The organism is Paraburkholderia fungorum, from assembly GCF_900099835.1.
Taxonomy (GTDB): domain Bacteria; phylum Pseudomonadota; class Gammaproteobacteria; order Burkholderiales; family Burkholderiaceae; genus Paraburkholderia; species Paraburkholderia fungorum_A.
In genome coordinates this window covers 2,979,996-2,999,852 of record NZ_FNKP01000001.1, presented here as the reverse complement: position 1 = coordinate 2,999,852, position 19,857 = coordinate 2,979,996, and the positions used below count along the sequence as shown (strand labels likewise).

Annotated in this window: 16 protein-coding genes and 1 other RNA gene; 8 read left to right on the top strand and 9 right to left on the bottom strand. The window is 63.3% G+C overall.

What is annotated here, in order from left to right; genetic code table 11:
- Nucleotides 1-48 precede the first annotated feature (48 nt).
- Nucleotides 49-1,896, bottom strand: a complete 1,848-nt coding sequence (locus tag BLS41_RS13230) for a tetratricopeptide repeat protein (RefSeq protein ID WP_074765141.1) — start codon at nucleotides 1,894-1,896, stop codon at nucleotides 49-51.
- A 185-nt stretch (nucleotides 1,897-2,081) separates the two neighbouring features.
- On the opposite strand from BLS41_RS13230, the gene BLS41_RS13225 reads away from it, so the two are divergent.
- The gene (locus BLS41_RS13225; protein WP_074765139.1) at nucleotides 2,082-3,806 is read left to right on the top strand and encodes an FAD-dependent monooxygenase; all 1,725 of its coding nucleotides are present in this window, start codon (nucleotides 2,082-2,084) and stop codon (nucleotides 3,804-3,806) included.
- Between the two features lie 31 nt (nucleotides 3,807-3,837).
- Here BLS41_RS13225 and BLS41_RS13220 read toward each other — a convergent pair whose 3' ends face one another.
- Genes BLS41_RS13220 through BLS41_RS13205 form a run of 4 tightly spaced genes read right to left on the bottom strand, consistent with a single transcriptional unit; the run spans nucleotide 3,838 to nucleotide 9,152 of the window.
- Nucleotides 3,838-4,089, bottom strand: a complete 252-nt coding sequence (locus BLS41_RS13220) for a formate dehydrogenase subunit delta (protein WP_074765137.1) — start codon at nucleotides 4,087-4,089, stop codon at nucleotides 3,838-3,840.
- A gap of 8 nt (nucleotides 4,090-4,097) precedes the next feature.
- Complete coding sequence (fdhF, locus tag BLS41_RS13215) at nucleotides 4,098-7,061, bottom strand: formate dehydrogenase subunit alpha (protein WP_074765135.1); 2,964 nt, start codon at nucleotides 7,059-7,061, stop codon at nucleotides 4,098-4,100.
- 13 nt (nucleotides 7,062-7,074) lie between these two features.
- Entirely contained in the window at nucleotides 7,075-8,670 is a 1,596-nt protein-coding gene (locus BLS41_RS13210; RefSeq protein ID WP_074765133.1) for a formate dehydrogenase beta subunit, read from the bottom strand.
- Nucleotides 8,667-9,152, bottom strand: coding sequence for an NAD(P)H-dependent oxidoreductase subunit E (locus tag BLS41_RS13205; protein WP_074765131.1), 486 nt, complete (start codon nucleotides 9,150-9,152; stop codon nucleotides 8,667-8,669). Before BLS41_RS13205 ends, BLS41_RS13210 begins: the two co-directional genes overlap by 4 nt.
- A 134-nt stretch (nucleotides 9,153-9,286) precedes the next feature.
- Between BLS41_RS13205 and BLS41_RS13200 the strand changes: the two genes are divergently transcribed.
- Nucleotides 9,287-10,366, top strand: a complete 1,080-nt coding sequence (locus BLS41_RS13200) for a substrate-binding domain-containing protein (RefSeq protein WP_074765129.1) — start codon at nucleotides 9,287-9,289, stop codon at nucleotides 10,364-10,366.
- Nucleotides 10,367-10,473: 107 nt separating this feature from the next.
- Entirely contained in the window at nucleotides 10,474-10,740 is a 267-nt protein-coding gene (locus BLS41_RS13195) for a hypothetical protein (RefSeq protein WP_074765127.1), read from the top strand.
- A gap of 114 nt (nucleotides 10,741-10,854) precedes the next feature.
- Here BLS41_RS13195 and BLS41_RS13190 read toward each other — a convergent pair whose 3' ends face one another.
- Complete coding sequence (locus tag BLS41_RS13190) at nucleotides 10,855-11,232, bottom strand: COG4315 family predicted lipoprotein (RefSeq protein WP_074765125.1); 378 nt, start codon at nucleotides 11,230-11,232, stop codon at nucleotides 10,855-10,857.
- A gap of 576 nt (nucleotides 11,233-11,808) precedes the next feature.
- Between BLS41_RS13190 and BLS41_RS39955 the strand changes: the two genes are divergently transcribed.
- The 5 genes from BLS41_RS39955 to BLS41_RS13170 all read left to right on the top strand — a co-directional run bounded on the left by BLS41_RS39955 (nucleotide 11,809) and on the right by BLS41_RS13170 (nucleotide 17,678).
- Entirely contained in the window at nucleotides 11,809-11,934 is a 126-nt protein-coding gene (locus BLS41_RS39955) for a hypothetical protein (RefSeq protein WP_290439521.1), read from the top strand.
- A 93-nt stretch (nucleotides 11,935-12,027) separates the two neighbouring features.
- Nucleotides 12,028-12,954 carry a lysophospholipid acyltransferase family protein gene (locus tag BLS41_RS13185; protein ID WP_143026259.1) on the top strand — a complete coding sequence of 309 codons (927 nt, stop codon included), beginning with the start codon at nucleotides 12,028-12,030 and terminating at the stop codon, nucleotides 12,952-12,954.
- A gap of 91 nt (nucleotides 12,955-13,045) precedes the next feature.
- Complete coding sequence (locus BLS41_RS13180) at nucleotides 13,046-14,239, top strand: beta-barrel domain-containing protein (RefSeq protein WP_074765121.1); 1,194 nt, start codon at nucleotides 13,046-13,048, stop codon at nucleotides 14,237-14,239.
- Nucleotides 14,240-14,241: 2 nt separating this feature from the next.
- A complete protein-coding gene (locus BLS41_RS13175; RefSeq protein ID WP_074765120.1) occupies nucleotides 14,242-16,338 on the top strand; it encodes a peptidase domain-containing ABC transporter in 2,097 nt (698 codons plus the stop codon).
- The gene (locus BLS41_RS13170; protein WP_074765118.1) at nucleotides 16,335-17,678 is read left to right on the top strand and encodes a TolC family outer membrane protein; all 1,344 of its coding nucleotides are present in this window, start codon (nucleotides 16,335-16,337) and stop codon (nucleotides 17,676-17,678) included. The genes BLS41_RS13175 and BLS41_RS13170 overlap by 4 nt, the downstream gene beginning before the upstream one ends.
- A gap of 107 nt (nucleotides 17,679-17,785) precedes the next feature.
- On the opposite strand, the gene ssrA is transcribed toward BLS41_RS13170, so the two are convergent.
- From ssrA to ubiG, 3 genes are all read right to left on the bottom strand, one after another.
- Nucleotides 17,786-18,155, bottom strand: a transfer-messenger RNA (tmRNA) gene (ssrA, locus tag BLS41_RS13165).
- A 102-nt stretch (nucleotides 18,156-18,257) separates the two neighbouring features.
- The gene (gene gph, locus BLS41_RS13160) at nucleotides 18,258-18,971 is read right to left on the bottom strand and encodes a phosphoglycolate phosphatase (protein ID WP_074765116.1); all 714 of its coding nucleotides are present in this window, start codon (nucleotides 18,969-18,971) and stop codon (nucleotides 18,258-18,260) included.
- Nucleotides 18,972-19,002: 31 nt separating this feature from the next.
- Nucleotides 19,003-19,701 carry a bifunctional 2-polyprenyl-6-hydroxyphenol methylase/3-demethylubiquinol 3-O-methyltransferase UbiG gene (ubiG, locus tag BLS41_RS13155; RefSeq protein ID WP_074765113.1) on the bottom strand — a complete coding sequence of 233 codons (699 nt, stop codon included), beginning with the start codon at nucleotides 19,699-19,701 and terminating at the stop codon, nucleotides 19,003-19,005.
- Nucleotides 19,702-19,857 lie beyond the last annotated feature (156 nt).

Here is a 19,857-nt window from a genome sequence, read left to right as displayed (position 1 = left end):
AGTTCGTGAGAACGCGGGGTTTTTTGTTTGGGTTGGCATGAGCCTGGATCAGCTTTCGCGCAGTTGCTTCGCCACCGCATTCACGACCTCGCTCCATGCACCCGGACGTGGTTGCCGCACCAGCGCCGCGCCCGGATACCACGGGCTCCGCGCGTCGCCGTCGAACCAGCGCCAGTCGGCGGCGAACGGCAGCATCAACCACAGCGGCTTGCGCATGGCACCGGCGAGATGAGCGATCGACGTATCGATCGACACGACCGCGTCGAGCCGTTCGATGATCGCGGCGGTATCGGCGAAGTCGCCGATACGCGTATCGAACCGGTGAATCGACGCCGTGCGCGGATGCGCGTCCAGAGCCGCGCGCTCGTCGGCGCTCAGCGCGGGTTGCAGCACGATCCAGTCGATGCCGTCGAGCGCGAACAGCGGATCGAGTTCGGCGAGCGGCATCGAGCGGGTTTCGTTTTGCTGTACGCGTCCCGACCACGCAATACCGATCTTCCGCTTGGCCTGACCGCCGAGCGAGCCGCGCCATTTGCGGCCATAAGCGGGGGGCACGCTGAGATAGGGCGTGCGCGACGGAATCGTGTCGAACGTCGTGCCGAGCGCAAGCGGCAAGCTCAGCAGTGGGCATTGCAGATCCGCAGCCGGACGCGGCGAACCCTGTGCAATCAGCGTAACGCGCCACGCCTGCGCGGCGGGCGCCAGCAACGGCAGCAATGGCGGCTGCACTTCGAGCACGACGCGCGCGGCGCGCTGCGCGGCCAGCGGCACGAAGCGCACGAACTGCAGCGTGTCGCCGAAACCTTGCTCGGCGTGGATCAGCAGCGTGCGTTGCTCGATCGGCTCGCCATGCCAGCGCGGCAAGGTCTGGATGACCGGCTGCGCCATCGCCTGCAAACGCCATTCGTATCCTGGCAGCCCGCGCGCGAAATTTCCCTGCGCGAGCCAGGCGAGCGCGCGGTTCATGTGCGCCGACGCGAGATCGGGGCGCAGCCGCAACGCCTGATCGAAGGCGCGCACGGCGGGCGCATGCGCGCCCAGCGCCTGGTGCGCGGTGCCCAGACTCAACCACGCGAGCGCGAACTGCGGATCGAGCCCGACCGCGCGCTCCAGATACGGCAGCGCCTGCGCGTGACGCCCCAGCGACGCAAGCGCGTTGCCCATCCCGAAGATCGCGGGCGGCAGATTGGGCTGCAACGCGAGCGAGCGCTCGAACGCAGCAACCGCTTCCGCATGACGGCCGGTGGCGTCGAAGGTATTGGCGAGATTGAAGTGCGCAGCGACGAAGCGCGGCTCGGCGGCCAGCGCCTCCTGGAAGCATGGAATCGCCTCGCTGGCGCGCCCCAGCGCGTTCAGCGACATCCCCATGTTGTTCAACGCGCCCGCGTGCCCGGGGCGTAGTTCGAGCGCGCGCTGGAACGACGCGATAGCCTGCTCGTGACGCCCGAGCGCGTGCAGCGCGTTGCCCAGGTTGTTGTGCGACGACGCATCGTTCGGTTGCAGACGCAGCGATTTCTCGAACGAGTCGGCGGCGTCTTCGTGACGTCCCACCGACGCGTAAGCATTGCCCAGGTTGTAATGCGCCATCGGGAACGACGGCGCGAGCGTCAGCGCATTGCGAAACTGTTCGATGGCGTCGTCGATCTGACCCAGCGCCTTCAGCGCGTTGCCCAGATTCAGTTGCAGCGCGGCATCCTCCGGGCGCAGGTTCACCGCGCGCCGCACGAGGGCGGCGGCTTCGGCGTGCTGGCCCTGCTGGTGGCGCAGAACGCCCAGCAGATGCAACGCATCGACGTGCGAGGGATTGCCGTCGAGCGTCGCGCGATAGTCGCGTTCGGCGTCGTCGAGGCGGCCGTCACGATGCGCCGCGTAAGCGCGGTCAAAAACTTGTTGCATGACGGGGGGATGGCATTTCGGTGAGGCAGAGGCCGCATTTTCCCACACTCGGCGGAGTGCGCCCGAAATCGGCTTGGCGGGAGAGGGCGCTGGCGGCCGCAAAACCGCGCCAATGATGCAGCGCACCTTTGACCCCAAATTCAGCGGCGTACACTAGAGCGCACTGTTGTCTGCCGGAGTTCCGCATGGACGCTGCTGCAACCGATGCGTCGCCAGTGCTGATCGTCGGGGCCGGTCCAACCGGACTTGCCGCTGCGATGAGCCTTGCGCGCGCCCACATCCCCGTTCGCCTGATCGACAAGGCGCCGCAACCGAACCCGTACTCGCGCGCCATCGGCATCCAGGCGCGGACGCTCGAACTGCTCGAACAGCACCGGCTGATCGAACCGTTTCTCGAACTCGGTCATCGCGCGCGTATCGCCAATCTGTTTTCGAACGGCATGCGGCTCGCGCAACTCGACTTCGATCCGCTGCACACGCGCTATCCGTATCTGCTGTTTCTCGATCAGTCGGTGACCGAGCGTCTGCTCACCGAGCATCTCGCCACGTACGGCGTGACCATCGAGCGGGGCGTCGAACTGACCATGTTCTCGCAGGGCGCGGCGAGCATTCAGGCGACGCTGCGTCGCGCGGACGGCCATACCGAGACCGTGCGCCCGTCCTACATGATCGCCGCCGACGGCGCGCATAGCTCGATTCGCCACCGGCTGGGCTTGAGCTTCGAGGGTAAGACGTTCGAGCAGACTTTCCTGCTCGCCGATCTGCACGCCGAAACCGACTGGCCCGAAGACGAATTCCATATCTTCGCGTCGGGCGAAGGTCTGGTGGCGCTGTTTCCGATGGGGCACGGCCGGCATCGTCTGATCGCGGATCAGGCGACCGAACCCGCCGCCGTGGCCGCGCCGCCGACGCCTGCTGTGCTCGGCGAGCCGCCGCTCGATCAGGTGCCGCCGCCGTCGCTCGAACAATGCAAGGCGTTGATCGCCCGGCGCGTGCGGGAGCGGGTCGATGTATCGGACCTCGCGTGGTCGTCGTATTTTCATCTGAATAGCCGGATGGTCGACAAGCTGCGGGTCGGCCGCATTTTCCTCGCCGGCGATGCCGCGCATGTGCACAGCCCGGCCGGCGCGCAAGGGATGAACACCGGCATTCAGGAAGCGTTCAATCTCGGCTGGAAGCTCGCGCGCGTGCTGAACGGCGCGGCGCCGGACCGGCTGCTCGACACGTATCACATGGAGCGGCATCCGATCGAGCGCGACGTGTTGCGGCAAACCGGTTTCATCACGCAGATGGCCGAGGCCGATCACGGTCCGCTTAAGCTGCTGCGCGAGCGCGTGATGCCGGTGCTCGCCGCGCTAGGGCCACTGCGGGACGCGGCGCGTGCGACGATCAGCGAGTTGTCGATTCAGTACCGGCGCAGTCCGCTGACGCTCGAACGGGTGCTCGACGGCGGCCCGCGCGCGGGCGAACGCGCGCCGGATGCGCTGGTGCATGTCGTCGACGGCCCGCTCGGGCGCGCGCCGGGTGTCGGCTGCATTTTCGATCTGCACGATCCGGCGTTTTTCTCGCTGTTTCTGCTGGTGCCACCGTTGCCGGTAGACGACACGCCACTGGATCCAGCCGCCAAACATGCGCCTCCATCGGACCCGGAACTGGAGCGGCTCACCGCCGAAGTCGAGCGATTGTTGCCGGGCGCGGTGCGGATCTGGCGCATCACCGATACGACCGGCGACGGCGGTCCAGCGCTGTCGGAGTCGTATGGACGCACGCGGCCGTCGTTCTACCTCGTGCGCCCGGACGGCTATATCAGCGCGCGCGGGCGCACCGGTTCCGATCTGCACGGCTTGTTGCGGCATGTCGAGGCGTGGTTCGCGGTGGGCGGCGAGATACCGGAGCAGGCGGCGCTTTAAAGAAGCCGCCTGACGCGTGCTGTGCGGCTGTTCAGGCCGGCGAGGGCGCGGCGGGCATCAACTGGTCCCGATGTTTGACGAGCGCTTCCCTGACGAACGCCGACATCGCCACGTCGTTCCCGTCCGGTTGATCCAGCGACGTCAGCAACGCTCGCCGCATGCGCGGCTCCCAGAAGCGGCGGATGTGATCGGCCACGCCCGCCAGCGCTTCGTCGCGATCCGGCATCGAATCGAAGAAATCGCCGATCCGGTTCGCCATGTCGATCAGATTCTGATTGTCCATGCGCTATCTCACTTGCCCGAACCGGCGTTGGTCAACTCGCGCTGCTTCAGCAGATCGAGTTGCTCGCTGTTGAAGCGCGAATAGTCTTTCTGCCATTGCGACGGCTGTTCGACCGGCATCACCTGCACGGCGGTCACCTTGTATTCGGGGCAATTGGTCGCCCAGTCGGAGCTGTCGGTGGTGATCACGTTCGCGCCCGATTCGGGGAAGTGGAACGTCGTATAGACCACGCCCGGCTGCATCCGCTCAGTCACTTTCGCGCGCAGCACGGTTTGTCCCGCGCGCGATTCGATGCCGACCCAGTCGTCGGTCTTGATGCCGCGCTCCTCGGCATCGTGCGGATGCAGTTCCAGCCGGTCCTCGTCGTGCCAGCGAGAGTTCTCGGTCCGGCGCGTTTGCGCCCCCACGTTGTATTGCGACAGGATGCGGCCGGTGGTCAGCAGCAGCGGGAATTTACGCGTGACCTTTTCCGGCGTCGCGATGAACTTCGTAATCACGAACTTGCCCTTGCCGCGTACGAAGGTGTCGATGTGCATGGTCGGCGTGCCGTCCGGCGCATTCTCGTTGCACGGCCATTGAATGCTGCCGAGTTCATCCAGCCTGCGATACGACACGCCGTGGAAGGTCGGCGTGAGACGCGCGATCTCGTCCATGATCTGCGACGGATGCGTGTAGTCCATCTCATAGCCGAGTGCGCGCGAGAGCATGACGGTGACTTCCCAGTCGGCGTAGCCGGGTACCGGCGGCATGACTTTGCGAACGCGCGAAATGCGGCGCTCCGCGTTGGTGAACGTGCCGTCCTTTTCGAGGAACGACGAACCGGGCAGCAGAACGTGCGCGTACTTGGCGGTTTCGTTCAGGAAAATATCCTGCACGACGATGCATTCCATCGACGACAACGCCGCCGACACATGATGCGTATTCGGGTCCGACTGAACGATGTCTTCGCCCTGGCAATAGAGACCCTTGAAGGAGCCATGCACGGCGGCGTCGAACATGTTCGGAATACGCAGGCCGGGTTCCGGCTGCAGCGTGACATTCCACGCTTCTTCGAACAGCGAGCGCGTGACCGTATCGCTGATATGCCGGTAGCCGGGCAGTTCGTGCGGGAACGAGCCCATGTCGCACGAACCCTGCACGTTGTTCTGACCGCGCAACGGATTCACGCCGACCCCTTCGCGGCCGATGTTGCCGGTCGCCATCGCGAGATTCGCGATGCCCATCACCATGGTCGAGCCTTGCGCGTGTTCGGTGACGCCGAGGCCGTAGTAGATCGCCGCATTGCCACCGGTCGCGTAAATGCGCGCGGCTTCGCGCACGTGCTGGGCCGGCACGCCGGTCAGCGGTTCGGTGGATTCCGGCGCATTCTCGGGCAGTGCGACGAAATCGCGCCATTGCTCGAACGCGCGTGTCTCGCAGCGCCCGGCGACGAACGCTTCGTTCAGCAGCCCTTCGGTGACGATCACGTGCGCGAGCGCGTTGACGATCGCGACATTGGTGCCGGGCCGCAATTGCAGATGATGCGACGCCTTCACATGAGGCGTATCGACGATATCGATTCTGCGCGGATCGACGACGATCAGCTTCGCGCCGTCACGCACGCGGCGCTTCAGACGCGAGCCGAACACCGGATGGCCATCGGTCGGATTCGCGCCGATCACCATGATGACGTCGGCCTTGTCGACCGAAGCGAAGGTCTGCGTGCCCGCCGATTCGCCGAGCGTGGCCTTCAGGCCGTAGCCGGTCGGCGAATGGCATACGCGCGCACAGGTGTCGACGTTGTTGTTGCCGAACGCGGCGCGCACGAGCTTCTGCACAAGATACGTTTCTTCATTCGTGCAACGCGACGACGTAATGCCGCCGATCGAATCGCGGCCGTGCTTCGCCTGGATTCTGCGGAACTCGGAGGCCGCATAAGTGAGCGCTTCTTCCCAGCTGACTTCGCGCCATGGGTCGGTGATCTTCGCGCGGATCATCGGCTTCGTGATGCGGTCCTTGTGCGTCGCGTAGCCCCATGCAAAGCGGCCTTTCACGCACGCGTGGCCTTCGTTGGCCTGGCCGTTTTTATGCGGCACCATCCGCACGACCTGGTTGCCTTTCATCTCCGCCTTGAACGAGCAGCCGACGCCGCAATACGCGCAAGTCGTGACCACCGAATGCTCGGCCTGACCGAGCTTGATGACTGACTTCTCCTGCAAGGTCGCGGTCGGGCACGCGGCGACGCACGCGCCGCACGACACGCATTCCGATTCCATGAACGGCTGGTTTTCGCTGGCCGCCACGCGCGATTCGAAACCGCGTCCGGCGATGGTCAGCGCGAAGGTGCCCTGCGTTTCCTCGCACGCGCGCACGCAGCGATTGCAGACGATGCATTTCGACGGGTCGTACGTGAAGTACGGATTCGACACGTCCTTTTTGTCCTTCAGATGATTCGCGCCGTCGAAACCGTAGCGCACTTCGCGCAGGCCGGTGACGCCCGCCATGTCCTGCAATTCGCAGTCGCCGTTGGCGGGGCAGGTGAGGCAGTCGAGCGGATGGTCGGAGATGTACAGCTCCATCACGTTACGGCGCAGCGATTGCAGCCGGTCCGTTTGCGTGCGGACTTTCATGCCCGCTTCGACCGGCGTCGTGCACGAAGCCGGATAGCCGCGCTTGCCTTCGATTTCGACCAGACACAGACGGCACGAGCCGAACGGTTCGAGCGAATCGGTCGCGCAGAGTTTGGGTACGTTCACACCGGCTTCGACGGCCGCGCGCATGACCGAGGTGCCTGCCGCAACGGTGACGGACTGACCGTCGATTTCCAGCGTGACGTCGAGGTCGGCGTGGCGTGCGGGCGTGCCGTAGTCGGTGTCGTCGAAGAACGAACGCGGCGCACGCTGTTGCGCCATTGCCTGTGATTTGCACGCGCAATTGCCTGAGCCGCAGCCGCCAGCGCCATTGCCAGTTGATGAGTTGATCGCGTCGGACATGGTGGTCTCCTGGTCAGGCCGCTTTGGGCGCGTGATGATCGACGCGGTTGGACGCGTTCGCATTCGCGCCGGCATCGGCAAGACCGAAGTCTTCGGGGAAATGATCGAGCGCGGACAGCACCGGGAACGGCGTCATGCCGCCCATCGCGCACAGCGAGCCGGACACCATCGTGTCGCACAGATCGCGCAGCAACTGCACCTGTCGCGTGGACGTGTCGCCGTTGCGAATCCGCGCGATCACTTCGACGCCGCGTGTCGAGCCGATCCGGCACGGCGTGCACTTGCCGCATGATTCGAGCGCGCAGAAGTGCATCGCGTATTGCGCGAGTTCGGCGAGATTCGACGTGTCGTCGTGCACGACGAGGCCGCCGTGACCGATCACCGCGCCGACTGCCGCGTAGGCCTCGTAGTCCATCGGAATATCCCACTGGCTTTCCGGCAGGTACGTGCCGAGCGGACCGCCCACCTGCACTGCGCGCACCGGCCGGCCGCTTGCGGTGCCGTCGCCGAAGTCGTTAAGCAATTCGCGCAAGGTCACGCCGAACGCGAGTTCCACGAGACCGCCTTGCTTCACGTTGCCTGCGAGCTGGAACGGCAGCGTGCCGCGCGAGCGTCCCATGCCGAAGTCTTTGTAGAACGCCGCGCCGCGCGCGAAGATGATCGGTACGGTGGCGAGCGTGATGACGTTGTTGATCACGGTCGGTTGTCCGTGCAGGCCGACGAGCGCGGGCACCGGCGGCTTCGCGCGGACGATGCCGCGCTTGCCTTCGAGCGATTCGAGCAGCGCCGTTTCCTCGCCGCATACGTACGCGCCCGCGCCTTTCGCGACGAACAGGTCGAAGCGGTGTGCGTCCGATCCGAGCACGCTGTCGCCGAGCCAGCCGGCGGCGCGTGCATTGTCGATCGCGGCTTCGAGCGTCGCGATCGAATGCGGATACTCGCTGCGCACGTAGATGTAGCCGACCGTCGCGCCGGTCACGACGCCCGCGATCAGCATCCCTTCGATCAGCATGTACGGATCGCTTTCCATCACGAGGCGATCGGAGAAGGTGCCGGAATCGCCTTCGTCCGCATTGCAGACGATGTACTTCTGCGCGGCTTGCGCGCCTCGCACCGTGCGCCATTTGATGCCGGCGGGGAAGGCCGCGCCGCCGCGTCCGCGCAAGCCCGATTCGATCAGCGCCTCGCAGGCGGCGTCGCCGTCGGTTTGCAGCGCGCGGCGCAGGCCTTCGAGGCCGCCATGGGCGACGTAGTCGTCGATGGAAAGAGGGTCGGTGATGCCGATGCGCGCGAACGTCAGCCGCTGCTGCTTCTTCAGATACGCAATCTCGTCGACCACGCCGACGCAGCGCGGATGCTCGCCGCCGCTCGTGAAACCTGCGTCGAACAACGCGGTCACATCGCTTGCCTCGACGTTGGCGTAACCGATGCGGCCTTCGGCGGTCGCTACTTCGACGAGCGGTTCGAGCCACATCAGCCCGCGCGAACCGTTGCGAACCAGTTCGATATCGACGCCGCGCCGCGCGGCTTCCGCTTCGATGGCCTGCGCCAGCGCGTCGGCACCCAGCGCCAGCGCCGCCGAATCACGGGGAACGTAGATGCGCGTCATGCCGTCACCTCCGCACACTTGCTGGCGGCGGCGAAGATCGCATCGAATTTCTCCGGCGACACCCGGGCGTGCAACGTGCCGTTGATCGTCAACGCGGGCGACAGCGCGCATTGACCGAGGCAATACACCGATTCCAGTTCCACCGTCGCTCCCTGCCGATGTTCAGCGTCGAAGCGGCAACCGGTGTGCGCCTCGATATGCTGGGCAAGCGCTTCGGTGCCCATGCTGCGGCACGCTTCCGCGCGGCACAACTGCACGGTGACGGGCGCGGCGGGTTCGGTACGGAAGTGGTGGTAGTAGGTGATGACGCCGTGCACTTCCGCGCGCGACAGGTTCATCGCACGCGCGAGTGGCGCAACGGTGGCGGGCGGCACGTAGCCGAGTTCGTCCTGAATCGCGTGCAACACCGTCAGCAGGGACACACCTGGCTGCGCGTGACGCTGCACGACCTGATCCGGCGCGATGGCGTGGAAATCGTCCAAAGGGGGGCTCCTCCAAAGTCATATATGCACTTGTTATTCATAATGTGTGCACTTATGCTTCTGTTGTTTGATCAGCTATTGCTGAAAGATAGGCGGGGTAATCCGCCGATGCAATAGGAACGGATTGCACATATATGGTACGGATCGAGTGTCAGGTTCAACTGGTGGTGAAGGGCGTAGATGGCCGCGAGGCCAGCCTGTCGGACGTGGTGCCGTTACTCGCGTTAGTGGACGAGTCCGGCAGCATCGCGCAGGCGGCGCAGCTTAAGGGTTTGTCCTACCGGCATGCATGGGGTTTGCTGCGCAGCATCGAAGAACGGCTGGGCGGCCCGCTGATCGCGAAAGAGCGCGGGCGCGGCTCGGTGCTCTCCGAACTCGGGCAGGCCGTGCTGCGCGCCCAGCGTCTGTGCGGCGAGCGGCTCGATGCCAACATGCAGGCGCTGGCGAGCGAAGTAGCGAGCGACCTGAATCGCTGGCTAGCGCCTCCCGCCGACGACGTGCGCATCCACGCGTCGCATGGTTATGCGGTGGCCGCGCTGGTCACGGCGCTGGTCGCGAACGATCTGCCGGTCGACATCAAATACCGCGACAGCGCCGACGCCGTGAGCGCGCTGGCTCGCGGCGAATGCGATCTGGCGGGCTTTCATCTGCCGCTCGGCGAATTCCGCGCCGCGTGCGCCGACACTTACCGGCGCTGGCTCGATCCGCAGCGTCACGTGCTCGTGCATCTCACGCGACGCAAGCAGGGGCTCTTCCTCGGCAAGAACAATCCGAAGCGGATCGGCGGCCTGAGCGACCTCGCGCGCGACGACATTCGCTTCGTCAATCGTCAGCCGGGCTCCGGCACGCGAATGCTGCTCGATCTCGCGCTGCGTCAGGTCGGCGTCGACCCGGATCGGGTCAACGGTTACGCGTCGACCGAACTCACGCACTCGGCGATTGCGGCGTTCGTCGCGAGCGGCATGGCGGACGTGGGTTTCGGCGTGGAACCCGCCGCGCATCATTTCGGGCTGGAGTTCATGCCGATCGTCGACGAGGACTATTACTTTGCGTGCGACCGCGCGAATCTTGAACGCGTGCCGTTGTCGACGGTGATCGGCTTGCTGCGCAGCAATGCATTTCGCGGCAATGTCGCGCTGCTCGAGGGCTACGACCCGCAGGATTGCGGCCGGCTCGTGGATGTTGAAACCGGTCTCGGCGAGGCGTCGGCGTAAGAGGTTGTAAACATAAAATTGCCTGCATCGCTGCGCGGGACGCCGGTTTCGGATACTCTTTACGCTTCCGTTCCCGCCTTAACCGCGCGCCCACAGCGCGAAACGATATGAAAGTTCTTCTACACGCTTGTGCCGCCGTTGCGACGGCTGGTGTGCTTCTCGGCACCGCTTCGGTTGGTTTTGCACAGAATTCGCCCGGCGTGCCGGGCGGCATCCTGAACGACCAGTTCCGTCTCGCCGAACATCCGCAGATGCCGTTTGCCGCGTCGGCGCCTTCAGACAAGTATCAGTCGGATAAGAAATCGGCCATGCGCAAGCGCGGCGATAACGGCGATCCGAACGGCTGTAACCTGCAGTGTCCTAAAGACGAATAAGTTTTCTCGGTTTTCTCAAACAACAGCGCCGGCAAGTTGCCGGCGCTGTTGTTTTTGCGGCCGCTGTGTCTTGTGCCGCTGCCGTTTCCCGGTCGACGTTCTGTCGGCTCACGCTCAGGGTTTGGCGATGTGCCAAACGTCCTTGAAGCCGTCTCCCTTTGCATCTCCTGCCTGCTTGTCCGCTGCGTAGCGATACAGCGGATGGCCCTTGTACGCCCATTGCTGCGCGCCGTCGGCACGCGGAAGCAGCGACCAGTCGCCTGACGGCTTGTCGGTCGAGGTCGCCGTTGCCGCCGGCCAGTTGCTCATGCAGCCGCCGGTGCACGCGCTGACGCCGGGCGTGACGTCCTTGTCGAACGTATAGAGGGTCATGCCGTCCGCATTGACGAAGCGGCCGTTGTTCACTTTCGGGGCTTCGGCGAACGAGCTTTGTTGCAGAACGGCCAGCACGAGCGCCGCGGCTGACGCGGCGAAAAGGGTCCTCTTGCGCATGATGCAGTCTCCTGGGTTGGCAACGTGTGATCTGAGTATAGGTAGCGGGCGAGGGACTCGCGGGCTGCATGCGACGAATAAACGGGCGGCGAAGGCGGAATATTCCGAACCACGGGATGATTTCGATATGGTGCCGGTAACGGGTTAAGTTGGTGTGTGATTTTCTGGTTTTGACGTTATTTATATTTCCTGGGCGTCTCGTGGATTTTATTAATTGATTTTGTGAATTTTCCGTTTTCATTTCGGAAGATTCTATTTGATATTTTTGTGATGGGATTATAGATCGTGTTGATTTGAGTAATTTCCCATATCGAAATGGTTGAAAGGTGATGTAGGCGAAAAATTCTGCTTAAGCCATGCCTGTAAGGGCTTTAAAAGCCGTAGGTTTTGAAAAATATAGTAAATAACCACGCACTATGACGAAACCATGAGGGCGTATTTATTATATAAGATAGAACTGTAAAATTACGCAAAGACCGATTTTTAGATTATTCGAAATGCTATGATCCGTTCGCTCACAACGTAAAGATTTTTACCGAGTGGCTATTAATCACGTTATTCAACAAAGGTAATAAAATGCAAAAGATCAATCGCAACGAACTGGCTAAGTCGGCAATCGCTGGTGGCTGCTGCAAGACGGCTAACAAGACGGCGACGGTCGCTGCAACGCCGGTGAAGGTGACAGTTTTGGTCAAGGCGTAATTGTCAGCGTGCCGGGAAGAACCTCCCCGGGGACTTCCCGGCATGCATATCAAGTTGGAGTGAAACATGGGGTCGTGGGCCTCCGCGTCAGCCATGCTGAGTTCACTGCGCAGCAGTGTTGTGTATGTAGCGCACAAGATCAGGGGCGAACTGATCGCTCGTATGCCGTCTTCGGCAATAGAACCATTTGCCGCTGTCGTCTGGAAAATTCGCAGCCTCTTTAGCGCAAACGCGCGCTGGAACGGCCTCGCGCGTTGCGAGATCGGCCGCGAGGTGCTGGGATTGGCGTCGCTCAACACTAGCCGTGTCGCATCCGGCAGTTTGCGTGAAGCTCTGATCGACCAGCGGATTTATTACGGGCGGCTGTCCCGCGGTCGTGAGAACTGGCCTGATCTCCAGAACGTGTCTGCCGCGCTGGCAAAAAGAATCCGCCAATTTCAGGCTGAGCATCCCGGCCGTCCCGTCATCGTGTCGCCTTTTCATTACGTGTCGCAATACGCGAACATCTACGTTGTCGACGATCTGCGGGCCGCACTGGGCCTTGAGTCGATTGCGGTGGTATCCGGCGTGCCGCGCGACATGTACGGCGACGACGCGTCGCTCATCCCCGGCGTCACCGTGCTCTACACCTATGGCGACGACGACCGCAACGGACTCGGCTTGCGTATGGCCCGCACGTTGAGGCGCAATGGCGTCGCGGTGCTGTTTGCCGACGTGCCGCCGTTCACGTTGTACCGTTTTCCGATGGAAACAGTGGGCGTGTCGATATTCGGACGCGACGCGCGTATTCACAACGGCGTGTTTCGCCTGGGCACGTCATTCAACGCGGTTCTGCTGCCGTTCTATCTGCGTTTCAGAAACGGCCGCTTCAGCGCAGAAATGTTCGAACCGTTTTCTCTAGCCGAGCCGGGCGCGCCGCAGCAACTCGCCCGATGTATCGAGGCAGCCGTGGCCGACAACTATTCGGACTGGCTCGTCGCCGGACATCCGTCGATGTACTCGTTCTCGCCGACGCGCTAGCCATCAATTCGCCCGGCAAAACAGCCGTCCAGCATGCGGGTCCCGAGTAGACCCAACACCGTGCTGGCTGGCACCCGGCAGCAACGACGCTATGGAACCAATCAATCTTCCCCAATTCAGGGATGTCTCGTGGCGCTGGATCGCGTACGGGACATCGTCGATCGTGGCCGTCGCCATCGTGTTCGCTTTTTTTCACGAAGTCGAATTGAAGCAGGACGTGCGCGCGGAAATTGTGTCGCCGGCCGAAATCAAGATCCAAGGACTGACGGGACTCGTGTCGGACATTTACGTGAATCGCGCGTCGCGCGTCGCGCAAGGGGCGCCGCTGTTCCGTCTCGAGCGCGATCTCTCGCTGGCGAGCAACGGTCTGCAACGCCGCGCTTTCGACGAACACGACCGGGACGAGCAGCTTCGTACGAGCGAAGCGCAATACAGCCAGCGTAAAGCGGACCTCGCCGCGCAACGGGATGCGGCACGGCTTGCGTTGCAAAGCCGGCGCGCGGAAATTGGCGCGCTCGACGAGCAGCTTTCGCAAAGCCGCCAGTTATCCGACGAAGCAGCGCGGAAACTCGAGCGGCTCGAGTCGGTCTCCGACTACGTCACCGCCGACCGTATCGAGCAGGCGAGTGCCGACACCCATCAGGCGAAAGTCGCGCTCGCGCAAACCGCCGCGCGGCGTCAACAGCTCAGCGCGGATCTCGGCGCAGCGATCGGCACGCAAACCGGCTTGGGCGCCCAGCTCAACGAACTGGACGCGCGCCACGCCCGCGAGTTGCAGGACATTCGCATGCGCTTCGAACAGACTCGCCAGGACGCGACCATCTCCGCGCCGAAAGGCGGCATCGTGACTTATTCCGCGCTGGTTCAGGGCCGCACGCTCGCGTCGCAAGACGTCGCCCTCGTCATTTCCACCGGCGAGAAGGGCGTGCTGCGCGCGGCGTTGCGCATTCCGTCGCGGCGGCGCGGGTTCGTCCGCGAAGGGCAGATCGTGCGGCTCAAGTTCGACGCGTTCCCCTATGGGAAATTCGGCAGCTATGAGGCTCGAATCGATTCGATTTCGCGCACGACCGTGCAATCGGCGATGTCGCCGGCAGGCGCGTCGGAGCCGCGTAGCGCAGACGGCGACTACATGGCGTGGGCCACGTTGAGCGGCGACAAATTCACTTTCGAGCGGCAACACTTCGACATCCTGCCCGGCATGGCCGCGACGGCAAGCATCGTGATCGAGCGACGCACCATCGCCGAATGGGTGCTCGCGCCGCTATACCGCGTGCTGCGAGGCTGACCATGCGTGCTATCTATCAAAACGAAGTGGCCGAATGCGGCTACGCCTGTCTGGCCATGGTGCTGACGCATTTTGGGCGCGCCACCGAAGTGCGCGAGTTGCAGGCATTCCAGCCGGTCTCGGCCAACGGTTTGTCGCTGATGGACCTGTACGACGTCGCGGTCGAACACGGTCTGTCGGTGCAGGCTTACCGCTTCGATGCGGGTCATCTGTCGGACATCAAGCGCGGTTCGATCCTGCACTTTGGCGGCGCGCATTTTGTGGTGTTCGAGAAATGCTCGCGTGGTTACGTGCAGGTGATCGACCCGGCCACCGGCCGTCGGCGCATCTCGATGGACACGTTCGTGGCGAACGTGTCCGGCTACCTGCTCGAATGCGCGCCCACGCCGGAGATGCCGCGCATCCGCGACAAGTCGCGCGTGCCGGCCGCGTTTGTCCGCCTGCGCGCGCTGAATCCGCAGTTGCGCGCGCAAATCGGCAAGGTGATCTTCGTCGCGCTCGGCAGCCAGTTCGCCATTCTCGCCATGCCGTATCTCGGCAATCTGGTGCTCGACGACGTCGTATCCGCAGACAACCTGAATCTGCTGAACGTGCTCGTGCTGACGTTCTCGGGCATTTTCATCGTCGGGGCGCTGAGCCAGTACATTGAAACGTACCTCGTCGAACTGTTGCATGGCCTCGTGCAGATGAACATGGCCGAGGGGCTGTTGACCAAACTGCTGCGCAATCCGATTCCATACTTCGAGAAGCGTCATGTGGGCGATCTGTTTGCGCGCGTGAAAGCGCAGGACGAGATCAGTTCATACGGCACGCGCACGGTGATCATGCTCGGTATCGACCTCGCGGTCGGCCTGCTCGCGCTCGCGCTGATGCTCGTGCAAAGCCGGCAACTGACTGCGATCGCGCTGCTGATTTTCGTGCTGTACGTGGCCGTGTCGTTCGCACTGTTTTCGCGGATGCGCGACACGCACGCGCTCGTGCTCGAAGAGTCCGCGCGCTGCGACGACGCGCTGATCGAAACGATCCGCGGTGCTTCGCTGATCAAGCTGTCCCAAGGCGAAACCCGCCGTACCGCGATCTTCATGTCGAAATACCGCGCGTACGTTGCGGCGCTCGTGCATAACAGCCGGCTCGGCAGCGCGCGCGACGCGATCCTGGGGCTGGTCAATTACGCGGACACGATCGTGGTCACCTGGTTTGCCGCGCGTCTCATGCTCGGCGGCGGGATCTCGGTCGGCGTGTTCTATTCGTTTCTGATCTACAAGTCGTTGCTGTCGGAGCGCTTTGCACGATCGATCAATGCAGGGTTCCAGTATTTCATGCTGAGCGTGCCGGTCGCGCGCGTGAGCGATATCGTCGACGGTGAGCCCGAGCGGTACACGCCAGCCAGCGATACGCACAAGACCGTCGAGGTGCGGCAATTCGAGCGCATCGACGTGCGCAACGTCACGTTTCGCTATGGCGTGTCGGATCAGCCCGTGCTCAGCAATGCGAATCTTGTCATCAGCAAGGGCGACAAGATCGTGATTACCGGCTCGTCCGGTAGCGGCAAGTCCACGTTGTTCAAACTGCTTGCGGCCGCCGAGCCGATCCAGGAAGGCGAGATCGCGCTGAACGGCATCGCGTGGCCGAATCTCACCGTCGACGAAATCCGCCGTCACGCTGTTCATATGCGGCAGGGCGATCTGATCCTGCATGGCTCGATCGCCGACAACGTGTCGCTGTTCGCCGGCAACCCGGACGAAGCGCGCATTCACGCATTGCTCGACGACGTCGGCCTGTTGCCCGACGTGATGCGTTTGCCGATGCGCACGCGCACGATCATCAGCGACACGATCGCGAATATTTCCGCCGGGCAACGGCAGCGACTGCTGCTCGCGCGTGCGCTGTATCAGCCGCGTGAGTTGTTGTTGCTCGATGAACCTACTTCAAATCTCGATCCCGTTTCGGTGCGCCATATCGTGGCGTTGCTACAGCGTCTCGAACGAACTGTCGTCGTGATTACGCACGACATGGCGCTCGCGGCGGCGTTCGACACGCGTTATCGCCTCGTGGACGGCGAACTGGTCTGCGAGGCTCGCGGAGGCGTCTTTCAATGAATAAACACACACTTGCCGGCTTGCTGCTTGCGTCGGCCTGCGCGATGCAGATGAGCGCCGCGGCTGCCGTCGACCTGCTCACTGTCGCCGAGCAGGCCGCCGACCACGACGCCGATCTGGCTGCCTCCAGGGCCGGCTCGAAGGCCGCACGGCAGGCGCTGCCGAAGGCGCGCGCGGCGTTGTTGCCACGAATCGAGGGCGGCTGGGGGCGCGCGCACAACAACATCAAGACGGAAGGTTTCCCCGGCGAAAGCTACTGGCAAAACGGCTGGACCGTCTCGTTGACGCAGCCCGTGTTTGACTGGAGTCTCTGGACGGCATACCGGCAGGCGGACTTCGTCGGCGCACGCGGTGCCGTCGAGGCCGCGCGTGCCGAGCAGTCGGCGATTCTGCAAGCGGTGCGCGCGTACTTCGACGAACTCGCCGCCGAAGACGAGCAGGCGCGCGCCAACGACTACACAGCGGCGCTCGAGTTGCATCTGGACCAGCTTCATCGCAGGCAGGCGGCGGGCGAGGCGACCGTGATCGATCTGCAGGAGGCCGAGGCGGCGCGCGAACAGGCTCAGTTGCAGCAACTGGACGCTCGTAGCGACCTCGAGTTGAGGCGGCTTTCGCTCGAACACATCACGGGGCAGCCGTTTGTGGCGCTGTCGCGTTTGTCGGATGCCGCAACGATGCCGCGAATCAGCCCCGAGAACCGGGAAAGCTGGGTCGCTCAAGCTGAGGCTCATGACTATGTGGTGCAGTTGAAGCAGATCGATAAACGCATTGCCGCGTTTGAGGTCGAGAAGGCGCGCGCCAGGCACCTGCCGGTCGTCAGCGTGACGGCGAGCCACACGCCGGCCGGCGCGGGCGCTGGCTATTCCCGTCCGACTACGACGTCGAGCGCGATGTTGTCGGTGACGATTCCGATTTTTGAGGGCGGCGAAACGGACGCGATCATCGACGAAACGCTCGCGCTCGAAGACAAGGCACAGGACGAACTGCTGGGCGCAACCCGGGTGGCGGGCGCGACGGCGCGTGAGAACTGGGCGCGTTTCCGCGACAGTCTCGCGCGTGTGGAGTCGCTGACGCGGCTCGTGCAGACCTCGCGCGCCACCCTCGCCGCGACGCAGACGGGCTACAAGGTGGGCAGCCGGACGAGCACGGACGTGTTGCGGGCATCTGAGTCGCTTTACTCGAATCGGCGGGATCTGATTCGGGCGCGTTACACGGCGATTGTCGCGCTGCTGCAGCTAAAGGCGGCAACGGCGACGCTGGATCTCAATGAGGTCGCGCGGGTGAACGAGTTGCTGGTGGGGGCGGGGGGAGTTGCTGCTGATGCGAGCGCGCGGCGGTAAGGTGAGGCGGCTCGACTGCGTGAAGGCTGGACGCTAGATGCAAAACAAAAAACCCCGAGAGCGTGAGCTATCGGGGTTTTTTATAAAGCACAGTGCTGTGCGATGTCTGGTGGAGGCGGCGGGAATCGAACCCGCGTCCAGAAGCACTCTACGACTAGTTCTACATGTTTAGTTCTGTCATTTGATTTAACCCAAGTGACGCGGACGAACACGCTGCACTAAGGCGATTCACTAATTTTTCGACCCGGATGTCGTGACGCCACCAAGGCTTAACTGACGTATATGACCTCTGTCGGTATTGCTACCGGTCTTGCGACTCTAGCCCGTCAGTGAACTAGGCAGAGGACGGCGGCCCTTAGGCTGCCAGTGCGAACGTTTCGTCGTTTGCAGTTACGTTTTTCCCGCTGATTTACGAGGTTACGGGGCCTCGACATGCCCTAGCCGCTTCGCAACCCCTGTCGAAACCAGGTCGCCCCCGCGGTTCGTTGCTCAAAATTTCTGAACCAAAGAAGATTTTACAATAGATTGACGGGCGCGTCCCGACTCATTGACCTGTCGACACGCGGCGCCGCATTTCCTTCAACCGATATCGCGCAGCAACTTCAGCAATTCGACCGGCGAATCGACGACATGCTGTGCATGCCACTGGGTCGGCGGGATGTCGTCGCCGCAGTAACCGTACGCCGCCGCAATGGTTTTCATGCCCGCGGCGAACCCGGCCTGCACGTCGCGCAGATCATCGCCGACATAGACGATGCGCTCCGGTATCACGTCAAGTTCGCGTGCCGCGTGCAGCAGAGGCGCCGGGTGCGGCTTCGGGTGCGGAGTCGTGTCGCCGCTCACCACGCAGCCCGCGCGCTCTTCAAGGCCGAGTTGCGCCACCAGCGGCTCGGTGAGCCGCGAAACCTTGTTCGTGACGATGCCCCAGCGCACGCCGCGCGCGTCGAGATCGTCGAGCAATTCGGGGATGCCGGGGAACAGCGTCGTCTCGATGCACAAATCCGCTTCGTAATTGGCGAGGAACTCCTCGCGCATCGACGCGAACTCGTGATCGTCGGGGCCAATTCCGAATGCCGCGCCGATCAGGCCACGCGCGCCGGCCGATGCCAGTGGACGCAGGTTTTCCAACGGCACCATGTCGAGTCCGCGGTCATGGCGCATCTTGTTGACGGCGGCCGCGAGATCGGGCGCGGTGTCGGCTAACGTGCCGTCGAGGTCGAAAAGCACGGCCTGGCAAAGGCCAAGGGCGTTGTCGGTGTCTTCGCGCTGGGGCAGGGGAGTGGGATCGCTCATTGTCTGGTCGGGTCAGGCGGGTCGGGGCGGATCAGGCGTCGCGGCGGCAGGCGAGCATGTAGTTCACGCTCGTGTCGGCGGACAGCGTGAAGTGCTTGCTGAGCGGGTTGTACACGATACCTTTGATTTCGGCCGTGCGCAGGTCGGCGGCGCGCACGAAGCTCGCCAACTCCGACGGGCGGATGAAGCGCGCGTAGTCGTGCGTGCCCTTGGGCAGCATCCGCGCAATGTATTCCGCGCCGATCACGGCAAACAGGTACGACTTCACGTTGCGGTTCAACGTCGAGAAGAACACCCAGCCACCGGGCTTCACCAACGTCTTGCACGCTTCGACAATCGCGGCGGGTTCGGGCACGTGCTCGAGCATTTCCATGCAGGTAACCACGTCGTACGTGCCGGGTTCGCGGGCGGCGAGCGCCTCGGCAGCGATTTCTTCGTAATTGACGGTTACACCACTTTCAAGGCTGTGAAGATCTGCCACTCCCAAAGCCTGGGTCGACAGGTCAATTCCTTTCACATGAGCACCCAAACCGGCCATCGACTCGGACAGGATGCCGCCGCCGCAACCGATATCCAGCACCTTTTTGCCTGCAATGTGCGCGTGGGTATCGATCCAGTTCAGGCGAATGGGATTGAGTTCGTGCAACGGTTTGAATTCGGCATTCGGGTCCCACCAGCGATGCGCGAGGTTGCTGAATTTCTGTAGTTCGTGGGGATCGGCGTTGGTCATGGCGGAAGCTGCCTCGATGAGAGCGGTGAGCGGGCGCTCGAGGATAAACCCTGAGTATATAGGGCGAGGGCCAGGGCGGCAAAAATGCGGGCCGGGTCCATCAGGTGCGGGCGGGGGGATACGTGTACTAGTCGGAAGTTCGCGTCATCTGGCGCT

Bases quoted from the DNA above. Each gene is read 5' to 3' on its own strand.
- ubiG (WP_074765113.1), bottom strand. From the start codon at position 19,701: ATGACCAACGCCGATCCCCACGAACTACAGAAATTCAGCAACCTCGCG.
- BLS41_RS13190 (WP_074765125.1), bottom strand. From the start codon at position 11,232: ATGCGCAAGAGGACCCTTTTCGCCGCGTCAGCCGCGGCGCTCGTGCTG.
- BLS41_RS13185 (WP_143026259.1), top strand. From the start codon at position 12,028: ATGCTGAGTTCACTGCGCAGCAGTGTTGTGTATGTAGCGCACAAGATC.
- BLS41_RS13170 (WP_074765118.1), top strand. From the start codon at position 16,335: ATGAATAAACACACACTTGCCGGCTTGCTGCTTGCGTCGGCCTGCGCG.
- BLS41_RS13180 (WP_074765121.1), top strand. From the start codon at position 13,046: ATGGAACCAATCAATCTTCCCCAATTCAGGGATGTCTCGTGGCGCTGG.
- BLS41_RS13200 (WP_074765129.1), top strand. From the start codon at position 9,287: ATGGTACGGATCGAGTGTCAGGTTCAACTGGTGGTGAAGGGCGTAGAT.
- BLS41_RS13175 (WP_074765120.1), top strand. From the start codon at position 14,242: ATGCGTGCTATCTATCAAAACGAAGTGGCCGAATGCGGCTACGCCTGT.
- gph (WP_074765116.1), bottom strand. From the start codon at position 18,971: ATGAGCGATCCCACTCCCCTGCCCCAGCGCGAAGACACCGACAACGCC.
- BLS41_RS13210 (WP_074765133.1), bottom strand. From the start codon at position 8,670: ATGACGCGCATCTACGTTCCCCGTGATTCGGCGGCGCTGGCGCTGGGT.
- BLS41_RS13230 (WP_074765141.1), bottom strand. From the start codon at position 1,896: ATGCAACAAGTTTTTGACCGCGCTTACGCGGCGCATCGTGACGGCCGC.
- BLS41_RS13195 (WP_074765127.1), top strand. From the start codon at position 10,474: ATGAAAGTTCTTCTACACGCTTGTGCCGCCGTTGCGACGGCTGGTGTG.
- BLS41_RS13220 (WP_074765137.1), bottom strand. From the start codon at position 4,089: ATGGACAATCAGAATCTGATCGACATGGCGAACCGGATCGGCGATTTC.
- fdhF (WP_074765135.1), bottom strand. From the start codon at position 7,061: ATGTCCGACGCGATCAACTCATCAACTGGCAATGGCGCTGGCGGCTGC.
- BLS41_RS39955 (WP_290439521.1), top strand. From the start codon at position 11,809: ATGCAAAAGATCAATCGCAACGAACTGGCTAAGTCGGCAATCGCTGGT.
- BLS41_RS13225 (WP_074765139.1), top strand. From the start codon at position 2,082: ATGGACGCTGCTGCAACCGATGCGTCGCCAGTGCTGATCGTCGGGGCC.